The 20,818-nt window shown below is 58.6% G+C and carries 19 protein-coding genes and 1 pseudogene; 13 read left to right on the forward strand and 7 right to left on the reverse strand.

Features of this window, described 5'->3' with window-relative positions; genetic code table 11:
- Positions 1 to 61 precede the first annotated feature (61 nt).
- The 3 genes and pseudogenes from RYB09_RS27365 to RYB09_RS24890 form a co-directional block, all read right to left on the reverse strand.
- Positions 62 to 925 carry a methyl-accepting chemotaxis protein gene (locus RYB09_RS27365; protein ID WP_404944481.1) on the reverse strand — a complete coding sequence of 288 codons (864 nt, stop codon included), beginning with the start codon at positions 923 to 925 and terminating at the stop codon, positions 62 to 64.
- Positions 920 to 1,771 (reverse strand): annotated as a pseudogene (locus RYB09_RS27370) (MCP four helix bundle domain-containing protein); the annotation flags it as partial. The pseudogene RYB09_RS27370 and the gene RYB09_RS27365, both read right to left, overlap by 6 nt.
- 114 nt (positions 1,772 to 1,885) lie before the next feature.
- Positions 1,886 to 2,611 (reverse strand): GNAT family N-acetyltransferase, encoded by a 726-nt coding sequence (locus RYB09_RS24890; protein ID WP_219169523.1) that lies wholly within the window; start codon positions 2,609 to 2,611, stop codon positions 1,886 to 1,888.
- Between the two features lie 567 nt (positions 2,612 to 3,178).
- Here RYB09_RS24890 and katB point away from each other — a divergent pair.
- Both katB and RYB09_RS24900 read left to right on the forward strand, forming a co-directional pair.
- Entirely contained in the window at positions 3,179 to 4,684 is a 1,506-nt protein-coding gene (gene katB, locus RYB09_RS24895) for a catalase KatB (RefSeq protein WP_058400953.1), read from the forward strand.
- Positions 4,685 to 4,745: 61 nt separating this feature from the next.
- Positions 4,746 to 5,306, forward strand: a complete 561-nt coding sequence (locus RYB09_RS24900) for an ankyrin repeat domain-containing protein (protein ID WP_058400952.1) — start codon at positions 4,746 to 4,748, stop codon at positions 5,304 to 5,306.
- Positions 5,307 to 5,317: 11 nt separating this feature from the next.
- Here the strand turns inward: RYB09_RS24900 and RYB09_RS24905 are convergent, their stop codons facing one another.
- The 3 genes from RYB09_RS24905 to RYB09_RS24915 all read right to left on the reverse strand — a co-directional run bounded on the left by RYB09_RS24905 (position 5,318) and on the right by RYB09_RS24915 (position 8,818).
- A complete protein-coding gene (locus RYB09_RS24905; RefSeq protein WP_058400951.1) occupies positions 5,318 to 7,411 on the reverse strand; it encodes a PAS domain-containing sensor histidine kinase in 2,094 nt (697 codons plus the stop codon).
- 207 nt (positions 7,412 to 7,618) lie between these two features.
- Entirely contained in the window at positions 7,619 to 7,837 is a 219-nt protein-coding gene (locus RYB09_RS24910; protein ID WP_058400950.1) for a DUF6434 domain-containing protein, read from the reverse strand.
- A 96-nt stretch (positions 7,838 to 7,933) separates the two neighbouring features.
- The gene (locus RYB09_RS24915; protein WP_054996450.1) at positions 7,934 to 8,818 is read right to left on the reverse strand and encodes a LysR family transcriptional regulator; all 885 of its coding nucleotides are present in this window, start codon (positions 8,816 to 8,818) and stop codon (positions 7,934 to 7,936) included.
- A 99-nt stretch (positions 8,819 to 8,917) separates the two neighbouring features.
- Between RYB09_RS24915 and RYB09_RS24920 the strand changes: the two genes are divergently transcribed.
- A complete protein-coding gene (locus RYB09_RS24920; protein WP_316890655.1) occupies positions 8,918 to 9,400 on the forward strand; it encodes a multidrug/biocide efflux PACE transporter in 483 nt (160 codons plus the stop codon).
- Between the two features lie 128 nt (positions 9,401 to 9,528).
- Entirely contained in the window at positions 9,529 to 10,362 is an 834-nt protein-coding gene (locus tag RYB09_RS24925; protein ID WP_316890657.1) for a PhzF family phenazine biosynthesis protein, read from the forward strand.
- Between the two features lie 6 nt (positions 10,363 to 10,368).
- Here the strand turns inward: RYB09_RS24925 and RYB09_RS24930 are convergent, their stop codons facing one another.
- A complete protein-coding gene (locus RYB09_RS24930; RefSeq protein ID WP_058400947.1) occupies positions 10,369 to 11,520 on the reverse strand; it encodes an MFS transporter in 1,152 nt (383 codons plus the stop codon).
- An 845-nt stretch (positions 11,521 to 12,365) separates the two neighbouring features.
- Between RYB09_RS24930 and RYB09_RS24935 the strand changes: the two genes are divergently transcribed.
- From RYB09_RS24935 to nudK, 9 genes are read left to right on the forward strand one after another with little or no spacing between them, the layout of a single operon-like run.
- Positions 12,366 to 13,385, forward strand: coding sequence for a Gfo/Idh/MocA family protein (locus RYB09_RS24935; protein WP_058400946.1), 1,020 nt, complete (start codon positions 12,366 to 12,368; stop codon positions 13,383 to 13,385).
- 42 nt (positions 13,386 to 13,427) lie between these two features.
- Entirely contained in the window at positions 13,428 to 14,540 is a 1,113-nt protein-coding gene (locus tag RYB09_RS24940) for a DegT/DnrJ/EryC1/StrS family aminotransferase (RefSeq protein ID WP_058400945.1), read from the forward strand.
- Positions 14,541 to 15,053: an NUDIX hydrolase gene (locus RYB09_RS24945; protein ID WP_316890659.1), complete on the forward strand. Its 513-nt coding sequence runs from the start codon at positions 14,541 to 14,543 to the stop codon at positions 15,051 to 15,053.
- Entirely contained in the window at positions 15,050 to 16,156 is a 1,107-nt protein-coding gene (locus tag RYB09_RS24950) for a DegT/DnrJ/EryC1/StrS family aminotransferase (protein WP_122259450.1), read from the forward strand. The genes RYB09_RS24945 and RYB09_RS24950 overlap by 4 nt, the downstream gene beginning before the upstream one ends.
- Positions 16,137 to 17,507, forward strand: a complete 1,371-nt coding sequence (locus tag RYB09_RS24955) for an FAD-dependent oxidoreductase (protein ID WP_058409088.1) — start codon at positions 16,137 to 16,139, stop codon at positions 17,505 to 17,507. The genes RYB09_RS24950 and RYB09_RS24955 overlap by 20 nt, the downstream gene beginning before the upstream one ends.
- Positions 17,504 to 18,202, forward strand: a complete 699-nt coding sequence (locus RYB09_RS24960) for an HAD family hydrolase (protein WP_122280538.1) — start codon at positions 17,504 to 17,506, stop codon at positions 18,200 to 18,202. The genes RYB09_RS24955 and RYB09_RS24960 overlap by 4 nt, the downstream gene beginning before the upstream one ends.
- Positions 18,203 to 18,204: 2 nt before the next feature.
- Positions 18,205 to 19,317 carry a fatty acid desaturase family protein gene (locus RYB09_RS24965; protein ID WP_058400940.1) on the forward strand — a complete coding sequence of 371 codons (1,113 nt, stop codon included), beginning with the start codon at positions 18,205 to 18,207 and terminating at the stop codon, positions 19,315 to 19,317.
- On the forward strand, positions 19,314 to 20,222 hold the full coding sequence (gene mtnP / locus RYB09_RS24970) for an S-methyl-5'-thioadenosine phosphorylase (RefSeq protein WP_058400939.1): 909 nt from the start codon (positions 19,314 to 19,316) through the stop codon (positions 20,220 to 20,222). Before RYB09_RS24965 ends, mtnP begins: the two co-directional genes overlap by 4 nt.
- Complete coding sequence (nudK, locus tag RYB09_RS24975; RefSeq protein WP_004410962.1) at positions 20,219 to 20,815, forward strand: GDP-mannose pyrophosphatase NudK; 597 nt, start codon at positions 20,219 to 20,221, stop codon at positions 20,813 to 20,815. The genes mtnP and nudK overlap by 4 nt, the downstream gene beginning before the upstream one ends.
- Positions 20,816 to 20,818 lie beyond the last annotated feature (3 nt).

A 20,818-nucleotide genomic window follows, 5' to 3' on the forward strand; every position in this document is an offset into this window, starting at 1 on the left:
TGCGGAATTTAGCCACCGAAAAGGCAAAGACGTGCGCCAGACAGTACCGTGTTGAAACAACTCAAAGCTTGAAGTTGGCGACCAGCGAATTGAACGAGGTGGCCAGTCGCGACAGTTCCTGGCTCGAAGCGCTGGTCTGGTTGGCACCTGCGGCGCTCTGGGTCGAAAGGTCCTGAATGTTGATCAGGTTGCGGTCCACCTCGCGGGCGACCTGGGCCTGCTCTTCGGAAGCGGAAGCAATGACCAGGTTGCGCTCGTTGATGGTCGCCACACCCAGGGTGATTTTTTCCAGCGCGGCACCGGCACGCAGCGCCAGCTCCTGAGTATCGGTGGCCAGTGACAGGCTCTTGCCCATCGCCGCAACAGCGCCATCGGCCCCGGACTGCACGGTGCTGATCATGCCTTCGATTTCCACTGTCGAGGCCTGGGTACGGTGCGCCAGGGCACGAACCTCATCAGCCACCACCGCAAAACCACGACCCTGTTCGCCGGCACGCGCGGCTTCGATGGCGGCATTCAAGGCCAGCAGGTTGGTCTGTTCGGCAATACTGCGAATAACATCCAGCACCTTGCTGATTTCCCGCACGTGCCCGGCCAGTTCTGATACAGCGCCAGTGGACTCGGTAATCTCGTGCACCATGGTGGTGATGCCCTTGACCGTGTGATCCACCTGACCACGACCATCGACTGCATCATCGGTTGCAGCCTTCGACGCTTCGGACGTCGACACGGCATTACGCGCCACTTCTTCAACCGCAGCAGTCATCTGATTCACAGCAGTCGCAGCCTGCTGGATTTCGTCGTTCTGGCGAGTCAGTCCGCGGGTGCTTTCATCGGTAACCGCACTCAATTCTTCGGCAGCAGAGGCTAACTGGTCCGAAGCACTGGCAATTTGTTGAATGGTATTTTTCAGACCGGTCTGCATGTCGGACAGCGCGTCCAGCAGCTGCCCAGCCTCATCGCCACGGTCAGAAACAATCGGCTGGGTCAGGTCGCCACCGGCAATGCGCTGAGCACTTGCCACCGCTACCGCCAACGGCCGGGTAATCATGCGGGTGATCGACAGTCCCAGCATGATTGCTACCAGGAAGGCGATGACTACGCCGATTTCCAGCATCATCACCGAAGAGTTCCGCAGATCGGCAGCCGCCGTAGCACCCTCTTTGATCTGACGGTTGTTGGAGTCGATTATAGTGCGCATATAGCTACGCAACTTGGTAAAGCTTTCCGAGGACAGCGTGTTCAGTCGGGTGCGGGCAGCGTCGTTATCACCGGCCCTTATCAGGTCGACGATCTGCTGGGCTCCGGCAACGTAGCCGGGCATCATCAGCTCAAACTGGTCACCGGCGGCACGCTCGTCATCTTCCAGAGGCGTTGCACGGTAACTCGCAAACACTTTCTGCGCGCGAGCCAGATCTTCGCTCAACGCCTGGCGAACACGTTCCTTGTCGGCTTCAGGGACACCGCCATCCTGCGCATCCAGCAAACGGTACAGTCCACGGTTGTGAGCGGTGAGGCTGGTCAGCGTTTCATTGGTGTTGCCGACAGAAACAAGGTTGTTGGAAAAAGTAAGCTCAAGCGCGTTGCCCAAGCGGGTAACCCCGACCATGCCCAGGCCACCAACGGCCAGTGTGATCAGAGCACAGAAAATGAATGCCGAAAGAAGCTTGGTCGAAAACTTGGACTGACGCAGGAAATTCATGGGGCTTACCTGTTGCTGAATGAGGGGCGACATCCGTGCCTGAGAGTGACCAAATAGTCGTGATGTCATAATGACTTCACTCCATTTGGATCGTTCCAACGCACTCCCCACTTTTTGATAGATAGCGCTTGTGCAACTACTTCCGTCTATCAATACAGGTCTGCCTGCGCGACACGCTGGCTGTCAGTGCAGCCTTGACGCTTGCGCAACACCTTCCGGCACGCCAGGGTTTTCAAGACGCTGCTCGGCGAACGCCCTGGCATCCCGGGTCATACGGTCGAGATGACGGTCACGCTGCTTCTCTGCATCGACCATCGCTCTCTTGCCGTGCTGTTTGAGCAGGTACGCATGAATCTGACGCACTTCCACCGAGCTGTAGACCGGAGCGATGTCCATGACCGCAAGCAGGCCATCCGTTCCGTGATCCAGGGTATTCATGATGACCTGCGGGCCGCGCGCGCCCAGGACCTGGAAGCCCATCGCCTCGAAATACGCCACTTTGCCCACTACGCAATACAGTTCTGCGTGCGGGTAGCGACCGACCATCTTATTCAGCATCGAGCGTGCAATGCCCTGGCGACGATGGCTTTCGCGCACCGCCATATAGGCCACGGCACAAGCCTGTGGATCATCCTGCACAGGCAGGTACAGTAAAAACCCCAATACGGTTTCCGGGTCCTCATCGTCCAGCGCGACGATCAGTTCGACCGCCAGGTTTTGCGAGCCGTCCATGGCATTCAGGTAAAGATGCACCTCATACCCCACGCCATACTGATAAAGGTTGTACAGCGGATTGCTCGGCGCAATGGCTACCATGCTGATGTCGGTCACGTAGTCCACGACCATCTGCTGGATCTGGCTACGGATGAACTCCGGTGGCGGGGTTTGTAGCAACATGATGGTGGGCATGAGACGAGGGGCTCCATTGAACGAGGTGTGGCTGCACAAGGTGTGGCCACATGATAGCGCGTCAACGCTTTCAAAACCGATAATGTCACTTTGCCGCAGGATAACTTAGTTGTAACTTATAGGACGACCTCAGAAGACAATATCAAAAAGCCAGCAATCTTGAATGTCACATTATTTAGTTGCACGATCGTTCCACAATGGGACGCAAGCACTGTATTAATGACGAGCCTTCAAAATGATAATGATTACTATTAACCCTGGATGGCGTGATTAAACGTGCCTTTTATTAATACCAACATTTAATAAAAATTCCTTTATTTTCATTGATATACATAACTAAACCATGATTTTTTATACATTCACCTGTAGCCCGTCTTCCTCATAGCCAAGGAAATTATTCAACTAATTGTGAAAGTTTTTTACTCGGTTCCTCTCCCCTCTCAGTATTTATCTTAATCACCCCGATATATTTTTATAATCACCGCCCTGCCCTCACGCGCCTAAGATTAACCGGCCTACTAAAAATATGAGGGATTCAAAATGCCGTTATTAAACTGGTCCAGACACATGGTGTGTTTGACTGCAGTCGGTCTCGTTACGGTTCCGACCGCCTATGCAGCAGACACCCTGACTCGCGACAATGGTGCCGTCGTCGGCGACAATCAGAACTCTCAGACTGCAGGCGCCCAAGGGCCTGTCCTGCTGCAAGATGTGCAGCTGTTGCAAAAGCTGCAGCGCTTTGATCGCGAGCGTATCCCGGAGCGCGTGGTCCATGCCCGCGGCACGGGCGTCAAAGGCGAGTTCACCGCATCGGCCGATATCAGCGATCTGAGCAAGGCCACGGTGTTCAAATCGGGCGAAAAAACCCCGGTCTTCGTGCGCTTTTCCTCCGTTGTCCATGGCAACCACTCGCCTGAAACCCTGCGCGACCCACACGGCTTCGCCACCAAGTTCTACACGGCAGACGGTAACTGGGACCTGGTAGGCAACAACTTTCCGACCTTCTTCATCCGTGACGCCATCAAGTTCCCGGACATGGTCCACGCCTTCAAACCTGACCCGCGTACCAACCTGGACAACGATTCGCGTCGCTTTGACTTCTTCTCGCATGTTCCGGAAGCCACACGTACGCTGACCCTGCTGTACTCAAATGAGGGTACGCCTGCAGGCTATCGCTTCATGGACGGCAACGGCGTACACGCCTACAAACTGGTGAATGCCAAAGGCGAAGTGCACTACGTCAAGTTCCACTGGAAAAGCCTGCAAGGCATCAAGAACCTCGATCCGAAAGAAGTCGCTCAGGTCCAGTCCAAGGACTACAGCCATCTGACCAACGATCTGGTCGGTGCCATCAAAAAAGGCGACTTCCCGAAATGGGACTTGTACGTTCAGGTCCTGAAGCCTGAAGAGCTGTCGAAATTCGACTTCGACCCACTGGACGCCACCAAGATCTGGCCTGACGTCCCTGAGAAGAAAATCGGTCAGATGGTCTTGAACAAGAACGTCGACAACTTCTTCCAGGAAACCGAACAGGTCGCCATGGCCCCGGCTAACCTGGTTCCTGGTATCGAGCCTTCCGAGGACCGTCTGCTGCAAGGCCGTGTGTTCTCCTACGCCGACACCCAGATGTATCGCCTGGGCGCGAATGGTCTGAGCCTGCCGGTCAACCAGCCCAAGGTTGCGGTGAACAACGGTAATCAGGACGGTGCTCTGAATACCGGTCACACCACCAGCGGCGTCAACTATGAGCCGAGCCGTCTGGAGCCACGTCCAGCCGACGAAAAAGCGCGCTACAGCGAACTGCCGATCAGCGGCACCACCCAGCAGGCGAAGATTACGCGTGAGCAGAACTTCAAGCAGGCGGGTGATCTGTATCGCTCCTACAGCCCTAAAGAGAAGACCGACCTGGTACAGAGCTTTGGTGAATCGCTGGCTGACACCGACACCGAAAGCAAGAACATCATGCTGTCGTTCCTGTACAAGGCAGATCCGGACTATGGCACTCGGGTAACCGAAGTCGCCAAGGGCGATCTGAGCAAGGTCAAGTCGCTGGCTGCAAGCCTCAAAGACTGATGATCTGATGTCCCGCCCTGGCGTTTCCGACGCCGGGGCGGTTCCAGCCAGGAGAACGCCTGTGAAAAATCTGATCTATGCCTTGCTGCTGTTTGCTGCAGCCGCAAACGCAACACCACCTGCCCCGGCAGCCGCCCCCGAACTGACCGCTGAACAGACCGCCAGCCAGCTGCGCACGCTGTTTTTCGACGCGTCCCGTGAAGGCAACAACCCGATGCTGGACACCTTCATCGAAGCCCATTACGACCTCAACGTGCGTGACGAACAAGGTTATACCGGCCTTATTCTGGCGGCCTATCACGGCCATGAAGACTCTGTGGAACGCCTGATCAATGCCGGTGCAGACCCTTGCGCCAAGGACAATCGCGGCAACACCGCACTGATGGGAGCGATTTTCAAGGGTGAACTGAGCATCGCCAAGCGCCTGGTTCAGGCCGATTGCGGCCCAAACCTGACCAACAATGCCGGGCAGACGGCGGCCATGTACGCGGCGCTGTTCAAACGCACTGAAGTGCTCAAGGCGTTGACCGACCAAGGCGCCGACCTGACCATCCGTGACAGCATGGGCAACGACGTGCAGGGCTTGTCGAAAGGCGAATTCCAGACGCTGCCTGCCCGCTGACGGTTTTGGGCTTAATCCTTGCGCTCGATCATTTCGTAGATGCGGCTGGCGAACGCGTCCATGGTGAACGGCTTGGTGAGCACCCACATCCCCGGATCCAGATGGCCGTTACCAATGATGGCGTTCTCTGCGTAACCGGTGATGAACAGCACTTTAAGGTCTGGTCGAATGATGCGCGCGGCATCCGCCAGTTGCCGACCGTTCATGCCGCCAGGCAACCCGACGTCGGTCACCAGCAGGTCGATACGCATATCGGACTCCAGCATCTTCAGCGCAGACGCGCCCTCGCCCGCCTCGATCGGGATATACCCCTGATCCTCCAGCACTTCGGCCACCAGCATGCGGATGGTCGGCTCATCGTCGACAATCATCACCGTACGCTCGGTCTGCGCAGGCGCCGATTCGCAAGTCTCGACAGCCTCGACTTCTTCCGGGACCCCAAGGTAATGACGCGGCAGGTACAGGCACATGGTCGTGCCCTGCTCGGGCTCAGAGTAGATACGCACCTGCCCACCGGACTGGCGCACAAAACCGTACACCATCGACAATCCCAGACCCGTGCCCTGCCCGAGTGGCTTGGTGGTGAAAAACGGGTCGAACGCGCGGTTGATAACCTCAGGCGACATGCCGGTACCGGTGTCACTGACACACAGCGACAGGTATTGCCCCGGTGTCAGCTCCCGGCTCTGGGAGCCGCGCTCGTCAATCCACCGGTTGGCGGTTTCGATGGTGATTCGCCCGCCTCGCGGCATGGCATCCCTGGCATTGATACACAGGTTCAACAGCGCGTTTTCCAGTTGCGGCGCGTCAATGAACGTCGACCACAACCCGACCGAGGTCACGACTTCCAGCGTGATGTGAGGTCCGACCGTACGTCGAATCAGCTCTTCCATCCCGATCACCAGCCGGTTGATATCGACCGGCTTGGGGTCAAGCGTCTGTCGACGTGAAAACGCCAGCAGGCGGTGAGTCAGCGAAGCAGCACGCTTGGATGCATCCTGCGCAGCCCCTATATAGCGATCTATTTCAGTGAAACGGCCCTGGCTCATGCGCGTCTTGAGCAGTTCCAGCGAGCCGGTGATACCGGTCAGCAGGTTGTTGAAATCGTGGGCGATACCGCCAGTCAACTGACCAACCGCTTCCATCTTCTGCGACTGACGCAAGGCGTCCTCAGCCTGAGCCAGGCGTTCCTGCTCGCGCAACCGTTCGCTGACGTCGTAGGCAAACAGATACGCGCCAATGGCCTGGCCTTGTGCATCGCGCAGCGTGCTGTAGCGCATTTCGAAGTGGCTGGCCGGATCCTTCGAATCGCTGAAGCTGACGCTTTCGGCAAACTCCTCGCCTGCCAACGCCCGCGTCCAGCGCTGTTTAAGGCCCGCTTTGCTCTGCGGACAATCGTCCAGCAGGTCGAGCATATTGTCGCCTACCTGAGGACGGACGCCAAAAAGACGCTCGAACTCGCGTAGCGCTGAGCCATTGATGGCCATCCAGCGGTAATTGGCGTCGATGACATGGATGAATGCATTGGTGCCATTGACGACATCGGCGAGCACATTGCGCTCGGCGACGGCCTCGACAATACGAGCCTCCAGCGTTTCATTCATCTGCTGTAACGCCAGCTCTGCGCGCTTGCGTTCGGTGATGTCTTGAAACAACACCGCTACCTGCTTGCGGCTGGCCGGCTCGATGCGGAACGCGGTCAGTGCCAGGTAGCGTCCGGTCGCCACCAGCTCGCGCTCGAAGCGGACCGGCTCACCGGTGCGCAATACCTTGCCGTAGAACTCGACCCAGCCATCCGCCTCTTCGCGAACCATCTCGCGCAGCTTCTTGCCCACCACATTGGGAATGCCGGCGTGATACTCGTAAGCCGGGTTGGCTTCAATATGAATGTAATCGCTCAACGGGCCGTGCGGGCCGTCAAAGAACTCGATGATGCAAAAGCCTTCATCCATCGCGTTGAACAGAAAACGATAACGCTCCTGAGAGTGCGCCAGAGCGTTTTCGGCCTCCTGACCACTGACGCTCAGGCGCTCTTTAAGCGAGGCGTTTTCCTGCTCCAGAGCCGATAATCGGCTCTGGAGATGTTGTAGATCTGTCGGGGTCACGGCGGAGGCACCTGCGGTGTTGGTTACGCCGCGTTCCCTTCAGGCAGGGCGGCACGAGCACGCTACGAGAAAAAACGCTCGGTTGCAAAAATAATGGCATTTTGCATTCGAAAATCGATGATTTTCGAAAGTCAGGGCGGTATGTGCTTCTCGATACAGCCAGAGCGAGCACGGGCGGGCAGCCCTCCAACAGCACACGACGTCAGCTCATTCCGATCCTGCTGTTCGCAGACGCAACCATTCATCCACGACCTGGCCCATGTTTTTAGGCTCGCCATTAGTGATCCACGCCATGAATGGCCGGTTGAACCTGAACGACGGCCCGCATTGTCCGGTCATGAAGCGCCTCACGTTCTGCGTATTTCGGTAGCGGTCGTCCACCGGGGTATCACGTGTAACAGGATCGGAGTGCCAGTCGAATGTCATGCGTTACCCTACCGACAGTGTTGAAGGTCTGTGCTTTATAGCTGGAAATCAGCAAGCCCCGCGACTGCTGACTGCCGGTTATGAGAGCCGATCCGTTTACTCTCCGGCAAACGGCACCAGCGACTCCAGCAGCCATGCACCTGCTGGCCCCAGGCTGCGCTGGAATGACCAGATGACATCGACCGCCGAGCGACGCGGCCAGCCCGAGACTTTCAGCTCTTTGAGCAGCCCGCCCGAATAGCGCGACACCAGCCAGCGCGGCAACGCCGACCAGCCAAAACCGAAGGCAGCCATGTCCATCAACAGCAGGTAATTGGGCGCTGACCAATGACGATGGCCGCTGGTGGGCAGGTCGTCGGTGGGGATGCTGTGCTCGACCAGCGTGTTGAGGCGCAATGCGCGGTAACCCGCCAGTTGCTGATAATCGACCCGTTCCAGCGCGGCAAGCGGATGTTTATGCGAGACGAACAGACCGAAATCGGCACTTTCGTCGATGGTCGCGTGACCGATCTCCGGTGGGTAGCTGGCTTGCGCCGACAGCAGCCCCAATGATGCCCTGCCCGACTGCACCAGGCTGATGGCATCGCCGTGCTCGGCGAATACGCATTCCATCTCCAGCTCTGGAAAGCGCTGATCCAGCTCGGTCATCAGCCGCTCGAAATCGGCGAACTGGTTGGCGTCCGACAGCACCAGCGTCAGCCTTGGCTCGACGCCTGCCGCAAGCCGTGCAGCGGCCCGGCGCAGTCGGTCCGAGGCGCACAACAGGTCATCGACACGGCCGAGCATGACCCTCCCGGCTTCGGTCAGAACCGGCTGCCTGGAAGAGCGATCGAACAGCTCCAGCCCAAGATCGATCTCCAGGCGGGCGATTGCTTCACTGATCGTCGACTGACTCTTGCCCAGACGGCGTGCAGCCGCACTGAACGAACCCAGCGCGGCAATCTGGGCGAAGGCTTCCAGGGCTTCCGGCGAATAACTCATGACACTCTCTTATCGGCTTTACCGATGGTATTGATTTTCAGGTTAACGCAAACACCGATAATAATGCTGCCACCCACGAGCACAAAGGACAGTCTTATCATGAGCAGCAGCCCAAAACACGCCAGCCAGCACGCATCCGTAGCGTCCAAAACCCTGCGTGAAAGGGCGCTGCACGCCAGCCTGTTCGAGATCGGCGGCGTGATTCTGGTCGCGCCGCTGCTGGCCTGGCTCATGAACCATTCGCTGGCAATGATGGGGGCCATGACAGTGATGATCTCCACCATCGCCATGCTCTGGAACATGCTCTACAACGCCCTGTTCGACAGGCTGCGCAACAGGTACGGGTTTGCCATGAGCATGACCACTCGCGTGCTGCACGCAACAGGTTTCGAAGCCGGACTGATTCTGGCCGTCGTGCCACTGGCCGCATGGTGGCTGACGATCAGCCTGATGGAAGCATTCTGGCTGGATATCGGCCTGCTGCTGATGTTTCTGCCATACACCATGCTGTTCAACTGGGCCTATGACGCATTGCGTGAACGTGTAGTGCAGCGGCGTATGGCAAGGTGTGAGGTGCTTTGAGAGAAGACGTCTGCGCGGGCGCTCAGGCATCAGCCATATAGATGCACTGCATCAGTTCTTCTCACTGGATTATCAAATCAGCCCCATTGCACACTGTCGCCCACTGACCACGGCAAGGACACCCTTCAATGACAACTGAAATACTCAAACTGGCGGCATTCAGCGATGGCGATCGCGGTGGAAACCCGGCAGGCGTATGGATTGGCGATGCGTTGCCCGATGACGTCGTCATGCAGCAGCTTGCCGCCGAGGTCGGATTTTCCGAAACCGTGTTTGCCGCTCCTGTGGAAGGTTGCTGGCGTGTGCGTTATTTCTCGCCGCTGGCAGAGGTCCCGTTCTGCGGACACGCGACCATCGCTTTGGGCGCAGCGCTGGCGGCACGGCAAGGCGACGGCGTGTTCAACCTGACGCTCAATCAGGCGCAGATCACTGTCGAGGGTCATGCGCAAGGCTCCCTGACTTCAGCAGCACTGCAATCGCCACCGACCTTCAGCAAGCCGATCAGCGCGCAGTTGCTGGAAGAAGCCCTGGCGCTATTCGGCTATACGCACAACGATCTGGATGAACGCATTAAGCCAGCGCATATCAACGGCGGTGCCGGGCACCTTGTGCTGGCGCTGAACAGCCGGGCACAGCTCAAGGCTATGCACTATGACCAGCAGGCCGGTCGAGAGCTGATGATACGCGAAGGCTGGGCGACTATTTTGCTGGTATGGGCCGAAACCGAACAGCTGTTCCACACTCGCAACCCGTTTGCCTTCGGCGGCGTTTATGAAGACCCGGCTACCGGTGCGGCCACGGCGGCCCTGGGGGGTTATCTGCGCGATATAGGCTGGCCGCACGGTGGCCTGATAGACATTATTCAGGGCGAGGACATGGGCAGCCCGTCACGACTGCGCGCGGAAATCCCCGAGCAGCCCGGGAGTTCGATCCGGGTGTCGGGGATGGCGCGCACGTTGTAGTCAGAATCAGGTCCTGAGTTTGCTGCCGCCTATTGCCACGCCCAGCAACATCACGGCAACGATCATGAACGCCAGCTCAAGGCTGCTGACATGGGCGATGAAACCGATTGCCGCAGGACCAATCAGAATCCCGGCGTAACCGACCGTGGTGATCGCCGGGATCGCCACGCTTTCCGGCATGGTCTTCTGCCGACCGACCGCGCTGTAGCAGACCGGTACGATGTTCGAGCACCCTGCCCCCACCAATGCGTAACCCAGCAACGCCGCCTGCCAGACCGGAATCAGCGTGGCAACCGCCAGGCCACCCGCAGCGCACAAGCCGCCCAGAATGATGACCTGGTTGGAGCCGACCCGTCGCACAATGGCGTCGCCAGACAGCCGCCCCAGCGTCATGGTCACAGCAAAGACTGCGTAGCCAAGCCCGGCATAGGACGCTTCGACGCCGCGCAATGACGTCAGGAACACGGCGCTCCAGTCCAGCATTGCACCTTCGGCCAGGAAGACGGTGAAGCACAGCAGACCGATGAACAGCACCACGCCACGCGGGATCGCAAAGGCAGGTCCGTCGGACGGGCTGCCGTAAGGCAACAGGTTCGGAGCGGCCTTGGCCAGCGCCATCAAGGTCAGCATCACCACGACGAGCATCGACTGGAAAGGTGAAATACCCAAGCTGAGCAGACCGGCTACGCCGGCAGCGCCGACGATACCGCCAAGGCTGAACAGGCCATGGAACCCCGACATCATGGTCTTGCCGCTGGCACGCTCGACAATCACAGCCTGAACGTTGGCCGTGCAATCCACCCCCCCCATGCTCGCGCCAAACAGAAACAGCGTGGCGATGAGTAGCGGCAGACTGGATATCGTCGCCAATAGCGGTAGACACAGACAGATCAATACCGTCGAGCAGACCAGCAACCGCCGGCAGCCAAACCGCGCAGCCAGCGCACCGGCCAATGGCATCGAGAGAATCGAGCCTACGCCGAGGCACAGCAACAAAAGCCCGAGCGTGCCCTCATCAAGGCCCATCCGCTGTTTGACGTAAGGCACCAGTGGCGCCCAGGACGCCACACTGAAACCGGCAATGAAAAACGCTATACGCGTTGAGGATTGTTCCGCCCGAGCCTTGGCATCCTGGGCTGCGGTGCTGAAAGAGGTCATGCATGCTCCTTTTTGGAATCGGATTGCACCGAGTCGACAACCCGGCATTTCAAAAACTGATTAGTTAAACAAACATATGTCAGGCGCTCGCCTCCAGCAGGTTCCGAAACGCTTTTGAACATGAATAATTCCATTAACCAAAGAAGGCATAAAGCCAGCATTTGAAAAAAAGAATCTGGAAAAGTCGTTTAATATCAAAAGCATTGCTAAATGTTTCATAAAACTTAATACCAAAGCATAATCTGCATAACCTTTCCTTATGCACTTTCGGTCTATTCCTGTTGGTTGCTATGCACAAATGGCTGGGGTAGATTCATTTCCGCACTAGGTTAGTGCAACTAACTGTTGAGATGTTCCCTGCAGGATCACTCAGCGGCCATGGAAGAATCGGATGTTCAAGGAGGATTCAATAGATGAATACTTGCCCGAACGAAAGCTGTCACTCCCCGCTCGCTGCCCCGCATGAGCATTGCGCACGTGTACTGATCCTCCCTGGAATCAGTCAGAACAACAAAAGCTCCCGGCGTTCCGGTTTCTTGACCCCCCTCGATTTTAATGTCCATACCCTGACAGGCAGCCAGCGCAGTGGTTTGTCCAGAATACCCCGGACTCCCCACGGCCCTGACCTGATGACGCCTGTCACAGGCCTGTCTGCAACAAGCGATGGCAGCCTTCGCTACCAGACTGACCCCACACCTTAGGGCATCACTGCCCGGCTCTACCGACTCAAGACGAACATCGAACTCATTCGGTTTGCCCTGCGGGTAATCCGTCACGGGATTCGTGTACGCGCTCACCCTTGTTTTCCAATGAACTACATCTGACTTTTCAAGACGGAGATGATTATGACTGGACTCAAAGTTGGCATCGTTGGTCTCGGCGCACAGATGCAGGAAAATCTGCTGCCCACGCTTTTGCAAATGCCGGACATTCGTATTGTGGCGGTCTGCGACAGTGATCGCAGTCGAGCCGAGCAGATCAATCGTTTCGTATCGAACGTGATGATCACGGACAATTTCGACGACATGCTCGCAGAAGCCGGGCTCGATGCCGTTGTCATGGCCTGCCCGCCGCAGGCTCATCGCGATCTTGCGTTCAAGGCGATGGCCAAAGGCGTGCATGTTTTTGTCGAGAAGCCACCCTGCTTCACCCTTGCCGAGCTGGAAGAGCTGATCGATGCAAGTCGCCGCGCGAAAGTGATCACCGGCGTCGGTATGAACTTCAAATTTGCCAAGCCCATGCGCCAGTTGCGCCAGATGACCAGTGCCGAGCAATTCGGCCAGATCGTGCATATCCAGCTCAACCACTACGCCAGCAAGCCCACATCGCCACTCTGGGGCCTCGATTCGACATTGAGGTCTTTCCTGCTCGCCCAGGCCATTCATACGATCGACCTGGGCGTCACGTTCGGCGGCGGCGAGCTGCGTGATATCGAATCCCGAGTGCAGCGTCATGGCGATTCACTGCTGGTCAGCCTGGAGCTGCAATTCACCACGGGCGCCAGTGTCAGCCTGCTCAGCGGCACCATGTTCCCCTACTTCGAATTCGACATGAAGATCGTCAGTTCGAACTCGATGATGGTCGAGCTCAATAACCTGTGGAACATCACCATGCACGAGCCGGAACACGGCACCAGCGCTACCGGTCCGGGCAAACGCTGGAGAGGCGCATGGCAGCCGGGGCCTCTTGATTCCGGGTATGAGCGCAGCGGCTACTTCGGCGAGCTGGAACAGTTTTTCCATTCCGTTCGTACCAACACCGCCTATGAAGCGAGCTTCGAAAGCCTGCGACCGACCTACCAGGTCATCGAGAGCATTTGTAATGCAGACGCCATGGCTCGACCAGACCTTGCTCTGAGTGCCTGACCCTCTACGCCAATCCAATGCCTGTTTTCGGAGCTTGCAAAAATGTCCAGTCTTTCCAATAGCGCAACTGCTCGACCTGCTGTCTCGGATAAATATCGCCCGGTTTACGCCGATGACCTGCTGACCATGCAACTGACACTGGAACGCCCACTGTCGGGCACCAGCGATGTGGTCGGTGAGTACGAGAGCAAACTCGCCGCCTGGTTCGAAGCACAACACGCCATTGCCGTATCGTCAGGCGGCGCAGCGTTAAGCGTGGCTATTTATGCATCCGGTGTCGGTCCGGGCGACGACGTTCTGCTGACCCCAAGCTGCCCGCTGTGCACGATTTACCCGATCATCGCGGCCGGGGCCAACCCCATCTTTGTCGACACCCGGGCCCACGGTTTTGGCGCCGATCCTGTGTCGATAAAAGCGCGGATAACGCCACGCACAAAGGCCATCATCGATATTCCGATGTGGGGCTATCCGACCGAAGTCGACGAGTTGCGCACCTTGACCCACGAGCTGGGTATCAAACTCATTCTGGACCTGGCTCATTCGCACGGCACTACCCTGGAAGGCCGCCCACTGTCGCAGTTCGGCGACCTCTCCTGCTTCAGTACCCATGAACGCAAGCCACTGGCAACCGGTGAAGGCGGCTTCATTCTCACCGACGACGATGCACTGGCGCAGCGCTGCCGCGACTACAGTCGTTTCGGCAACCTCAACGGCAAGGATTTCGGCCTCAACTACAAACTCGCGGCATTACCGGCGGCACTGGGTGGCAGCCGCCTGGCATCACTCACGGGCCAGATCCAGCAACGCCGAGAGAACGCAGCCTACTTTCTTGCCAGGCTCGACCACAGCAAGGTCCGGGAGAAAAAGATCATCGAGGGCGGTGTGCCCAACTATTACTTCCTGAACCTTGAGCTGCACTTCGCCGACAACCGTGCATTCATCGACTACCTCGACGAGGCCGGTATCCCGTCCGACATCAAGCGCTACGGGTGCAAGGCGCTCTATGAATTTCCGGCACTCGCGCAGTACCGCAACGAATGCCCGAATGCGGAAGCGCTGCTGGCTGGCATGACGACGATTCCGGTGCATCCGGACATTACCCGGGCGGAACTCGACTACATGGCTGATCGCATCAACCAGTATGGTGCCGCATAAATGACCGAACCACTCGATCGCTCACAACTGGATCGGCATTTCACCGCGTCCGGGTTCGTCTTGAACCCGGAACGGAAGATGCTGCTGCTGCATCACCGCAAGCTCGGAGTATGGCTTTACCCGGGCGGGCACATCGAACAGGGAGAAACCCCGGACGTCGCAGTGCTCAGGGAAATTTTCGAGGAGACAGGCATTCATGCCGAGCTGCTCGGCGAGCGCGATGAAGAGCTCGCCGACGTCGAAACCGATGTCACCGTACTGCATCAGCCTTACAGGGTGCTGTGCGAATACATCGACGATAAACGCGGCCCGCACTATCACCTGGACCTGATTTATGTCACAGCGACCAGCCTGCTTGCCTGCCCGGATAACAGGGAAGTCGAGCATGCGCGCTTCTTCAGCAAGCAGGAAACCGCAGACCTGAAGATGTTTCCCAACTTCCGGCGAATGGTCGACCGGGTTTTTGCAGACGATGCGCTGTGGGACCTGGTAGGAATCAAGGTGGCGCAATGAACCTGCGAACCATTACCCAGATGCGCACCATTACCCAGAAAGGGCCGATGCATTCGATCGATGACCTGCATGAGCTGGAGCGCGCCCTGCATTCGGGCCTGACAGGCACTTCGCAGGTGGTCGACGAATACGAAGCAGCACTTTCGGCGCTGTATGGCATCAGGCATGTGATCGCCGTTTCTTCGGGTGCGGCGTCGGTAACCGCTGCGCTTGCCGGCGTCGACTTCAAGCCGGGCGATGAAGTCATCGTTGCGCCGACAGGCCCGATCTGTACGGTCCTGCCGATTCTCTCACTGGGGCTTGTGCCGGTGTTCTGTGATGTCGCGCCGGACAGCTTCGGTCTGGACCCGGAAGACCTGCAGCGCTGTATCGGCCCGCGTACCTGCGCAGTCATCGAAGTGCCCATGTGGGGGTATCCGATCCGCTCGAAAGACACCTGGGCGTTTCTGCGGCAAGCCGGTATCACCTTGATTCAGGACCTGGCCCACGCCCACATGACCCGGCTGGACGGCACGTGGCTCGCGCGACATGGCGATATCAGCTGTTTCAGCACCCATGACTGCAAGTTCATCTCGACCGGCGAAGGCGGTTTCGTGATGACCGATGACGATGACCGGGCCAGACGTATCCGTGCCTATACCCGTTTCGGCAACCTGACGGGCGAATCGCTGGGCATCAACCTGAAACTGGGCGGTCTGCAGGCAGCACTGGGGCTGGCGCGCTCGCGTCAGCTCTATTCGCATCTTGAACGCCGCATGAGCAACCGCGAACAGCTTCTATCAATGCTCGACAACCCGGCGTTTCGCGAGCTGCCTGTCGTCAAAGGCGGCGCGGTCAATGCCTATTCCCTGCTACTGCAATCGGTGGGGCATGACGGTCGCCAACTGGTGCACTACCAGCAACGCCACGGCATCGAATCGGACATCGGCAAATATGACAACCAGCCGCTTTATCAACTGCCGCTGCTGACCCGGTATCACCGCGATTGCCCCAACGCTGCCAGGTTGCTGCGTTCGTTGACGACGGTGCCGTTGCATCCGAACCTGCTGGACGACGATCTGCATTACATCGCCGAGGTGCTCAATGACTACTCTCCCGGTTGAACCGGCCCTGCGTTCGGGCCATGCGGTAGTGATTGGCGGCAGTGTCACGGGCTGCCTGACCGCTGCTGTACTGGCACGCCGTTTCGAGCGTGTCACTGTTGTCGAGAAAGGCGACTTTCACGACGAGACGGGGCCGCGTCAGAGCCTCCCTCAAGAGCATCATGTGCACCTGCTGCTGTTGCGCGGCAAGCAGATCATGGAGCGGATCTTCCCGGGCCTGCTGAGCGCACTTGAACAACACGGCGCTCAGGTAGCGGACCTCGGACATGATGTGAAGTGGTACCAGCGCGGCCGCTGGAAAAATCGCTATCGCAGCGGTATCGAGGCTCACTACTGCAGCCGCAGGCTCATCGACAACCAGTTGCGCCGTTGCCTGACGACAGTCCCGCAGGTCACTGTTCTTTCGGGTACGCGGGTAACGCGTATCGAGTTTGCAGGTGTTGAAAAGCCAGGTCAGGTAAGCGGCGTCATCATTGATGACGGCTCGGGCGAGCGCAGCCTGTCCTGCGACCTGCTGGTGGATGCCAGTGGCCGGGGCACGCACATGCCTTCCTGGCTTAAAGAAGCAGGCTTTGGCACTGTGCAGAACAGCGTGGTCAAGACCGAGTTGGGCTACGCATCGCGCATCTACAAACGGCTGCCTGCCTTCGCTGAACAATGGCAAGTACTACTGGTGCTGCCGACCGCTCCAGCCCAGCGTTCGATGGGGGTCATCAGCCCGATCGAGGGCGATCGCTGGATGGTCACCACCGGTGGCTGGTTCGGCAACTTCCCCGGCAAGGACCCGGACGAGTTCCTTCAGGCACTGGCCGGCCTGCCTGTGCCAGACATCCATGATGTCATCCGCGAGGCCGAGCCACTGTCCGAGGTCTTTACCTTCAGGATGCCCGGCAGTCGCCGCACTCATTACGACCGTCTCGAGCGCTGGCCCGAGGGTTTGCTGGTCGTGGGTGATGCCTTGAGCAGCATGAATCCGCTTTACAGCCAGGGCATGACCATCGGCGCGCTGGAAGCCGACTGCATCGATCAACGCCTTGATGCGCTGCTGGACCGCTCGCTCGGTTGCCATCAGTTGCAAGGTTTGCTGTGCGGTGTCGTCGACGGTGCCTGGAACATGGCCACGACCGAAGACTTTCGTTTCCCGGAAACCTCGGGGGAACGCACATGGCGCACCCGTTTCGACCACTGGTACGGTGCCGGGCTGGGCTCGCTCTCGGCGGACAACCGCCGTGCACTGGAAACACAGATCGGAGTGACCAATCTGGTGGTCAACCCCGCCCGGGTTTATGCGCCGGCAATTGTGTCGCGCATTGCGCTTAACGCCCTACTTTCTCGGAATACTCGACAATGATTGACGATATCCTGCATTTTTCCGGCATCGAGCATGTGGTGTTCGACTGGAACGGTACTTTGATCGACGACATCGATCTTGCTGTCTTCGCCGTGAATCGCTGCGGCGAGCATTTTGGTGTCGCGCCTGTAACCGCCGAGCAATATCGGGCCAGGTTCGATTTTCCGATTGCCGGTTTCTATGCGTCACTCGGCTTCGATCTGGACCGTGTGCCCTTTTCTGTCATCGTCAAACACTATCTCGAGCACTTTGACGCACATGTCGCTCAATGCCCGCTGCAACCGGGCGTGATCGAGTTTCTCGATGCGGCGCGCCAGCTCGGGATCGGCGTCTCGATCCTGTCGGCATCGCACTGCGACGTTCTGGTACAGACCCTCCGAGCCAAGGGTTTGTTTGACAGTTTCGAGCATGTCGTCGGTCTGAGCCATAACCAGGCCACCAGCAAGACGGCCGAAGCCGTAGTGCTGCAAAAAAAACTGGGCACGCCCGCCTCACGAACCTTGTTTGTCGGCGATACGCTGCATGATTTCGACGTCGCGCAGGCGGTGGGCTGGTCACCGGTTCTGGTTTCGACAGGTCATCAGGACTACCAACGCCTGCAGCTCAGCGGCGCCCCGCTGTTCAGTGGCCTGGACGATCTGCTTGAGCGCTTCACGCACGGTCACGCCCTGCTCGCCAAGACCGGGAGTGCCTGACCATGAGCACATCGCACCTTGTTCTGGCTGCCCTGATCGCCACTGCGCTGGCTTTGCGTGCGACCGTCGCTTTTTATTACCGCGACACGCAGCGCATATTGCGATTGCTGCGTCTGATACCAAGGCTTCCCGACCGCAAGGAGCACTACTACCGACCGCTGGATGAATGGCTCGCGCCGCTGCCGTTCATCTGGACATGGCTGGATATAATGGCCGCCGTACTGCTCGCATCGCTCTACTCGTCACCGCTGACATGGCTGTTGGTCGTGCTCTGGAGCGGCGGACGGTTTCGGGCGCTGCAGGAGTTCGGTCATAACGCCGTGCATTTTGCGCTATGCCCTAATCACCAATGGCAGTGGTGGCTGAGCAACATCTTCTATCAGTTCCCGGCATTCAAACGCGACATGCGCAGCCGACACCAGACCCACACGCTGGAACATCATCGCAACCCCAATCATCCGCATCTTGACCCCAACCGCGCGCGGGTACACGCAGGTGGCTACGTGGCCGGAATATCCCCCGGAAAATTTCATTCATTGTTGCTCTATCCGCTGACGCCTCAGGGTGCCTGGGTCAACCTGAGCACCATGGCGCGCAACAGTTTGCTGAATCACTCGCACCTGACCACGGCGGTCCGTGTGCTGTGTCTGATGACGGTTGTCGCCCTGCTCTACTGGGCAGGCGGCTGGAAAGGCGTGCTGTTTGGCTGGCTGGTGCCATTGCTGACCTCATACCCGGTATTTGCCTGGGTGTCACTGCTCACCGAGCACCGCTGGTTTGTCGAAGGGACGTCCAGAGACCGCCGCGATCTTGAGTACCTGGCAGGCCGCCCCACCGATTATTTCGGTGTTAGCGGATGGCTGATCCGCGTGTTCATCGCGCCAACATCGGATGCCTACCATCTGGCGCACTCGCTGTACCCGGGCGTGCGCTGGAACTACCTGCCAGCGATTGACCGGCACTTGAAAATTCACGAACCACGCTACAGCAACAACGCCAGTGAAGGCCTGCTGCTGCGACGCGGCAGCGCACCCACCGCGCTTTCCGAACTGTATGAGCGTCTGGTGACTGCCGGACACCCCGAAACCACCTTGAAGACCAGAGGCAGCGTATGAATACCCCCTTGGCTCACCAGCAGACTCAACGTATCGGCATCATCGGCGGCAGTGGCCTTCAGCAATTGCCCGGTTTGAAAGACATACAGCTTGTCGAGTGCGAAACGGCGTTCGGCAAACCCTCTTCTCCGGTCACGCTGGGTACCCTCAACGACGTGCCGGTGGCGTTCGTGCAGCGCCACGGTGTGGGCCATACCATCCCGCCCGCGTTCATCAATGTGCGCGCCAATATTGCCGCGCTGCGCAGTGTCGGCTGCACTCAACTGTTGTCGGTGAGTGCCGTGGGCAGCCTGAGCCACGATGCACCGCCGGGCAGCTTCGTGCTGATCGACCAGTTCATCGATCGCACGATCAAGCGTGACAAGACGTTCTTCGGGCCGGGGCTGGTCGGTCACGTGCCGTTTGGCGACCCGGTGTGCGGGCGCATGCGTTCGGTGTTGGCCGGCGCGGCAGAAGCCGCCGACGTGCAGGCCCTCAACGGCGGCACCTACGTGGTCATGGAAGGGCCGCAGTTTTCGACACGCGCCGAGTCCAGCCTCTATCGCCAATGGGGTGGCACCGTGATCGGCATGACCGCCATGCCGGAAGCCAAGCTGGCACGCGAAGCGGAGCTTTGCTACGCGATGATTGCCATCCCCACTGACTTCGACTGCTGGCACGAGTCCCATGAACAGGTCAACGCGACGCTGGTCGCCCAGCGAATGGCTGATACGGTCGCACTGACCCGCCGTCTGGTCACCGAAGCCGTGACGCGACTGGGTGAACATCAGGGTACCTGCTCATCCGGATGTGATCACGCGCTGGACACCGCCGTCATGACCGCCCCCGAGCATCGCGACCCGGAAATGATCGCGCGCCTGCTGACGGTTGCCCCCAACGCCACTCACCTGGGAGCGAAAGCATGAACAATCCGGGCACCACTCAGGACCGAGTGCGTATCAAGAAAGTCGAAGTGCTCTCGGACAACTGGTACGTACTGCGCAAGACCACCTATGACTTTCAGGGGCGCAACGGCGCCTGGCGCACCCTGACCCGGGAAACCTACGACCGCGGCAACGGTGCAACCATCCTGCTCTACAGCAAGCTGAAGCAGACGGTGGTCCTGACCCGGCAATTCCGCTTTCCGGCCTTCGTCAACGAGCACGACGGCATGCTGGTCGAAACCTGCGCCGGGTTGCTGGATCGCGACGATCCGCAAACCTGTATCCGCAAGGAGACCGAGGAAGAAACCGGTTATCGCATCCAGGAGGTGCGCAAGGTCTTCGAAGCGTTCATGAGTCCTGGGTCGGTGACCGAGCGGCTGTACTTTTTCGTCGGCGAATATTTTGATGAAAACAAGCTGAGCGACGGCGGTGGTCTGGAAGCGGAAGGCGAAGAAATCGAGGTTCTCGAGCTGCCGCTGGACGAAGCGCTGGCCATGATAGACACCGGGGCAATCTGCGACGGCAAGACCATCATGCTGCTGCAATACGCCAAACTGCATGGACTGCTGGATTGAGGC

The organism is Pseudomonas syringae group sp. J254-4, assembly GCF_032586855.1.
Lineage (GTDB): Bacteria > Pseudomonadota > Gammaproteobacteria > Pseudomonadales > Pseudomonadaceae > Aquipseudomonas > Aquipseudomonas amygdali.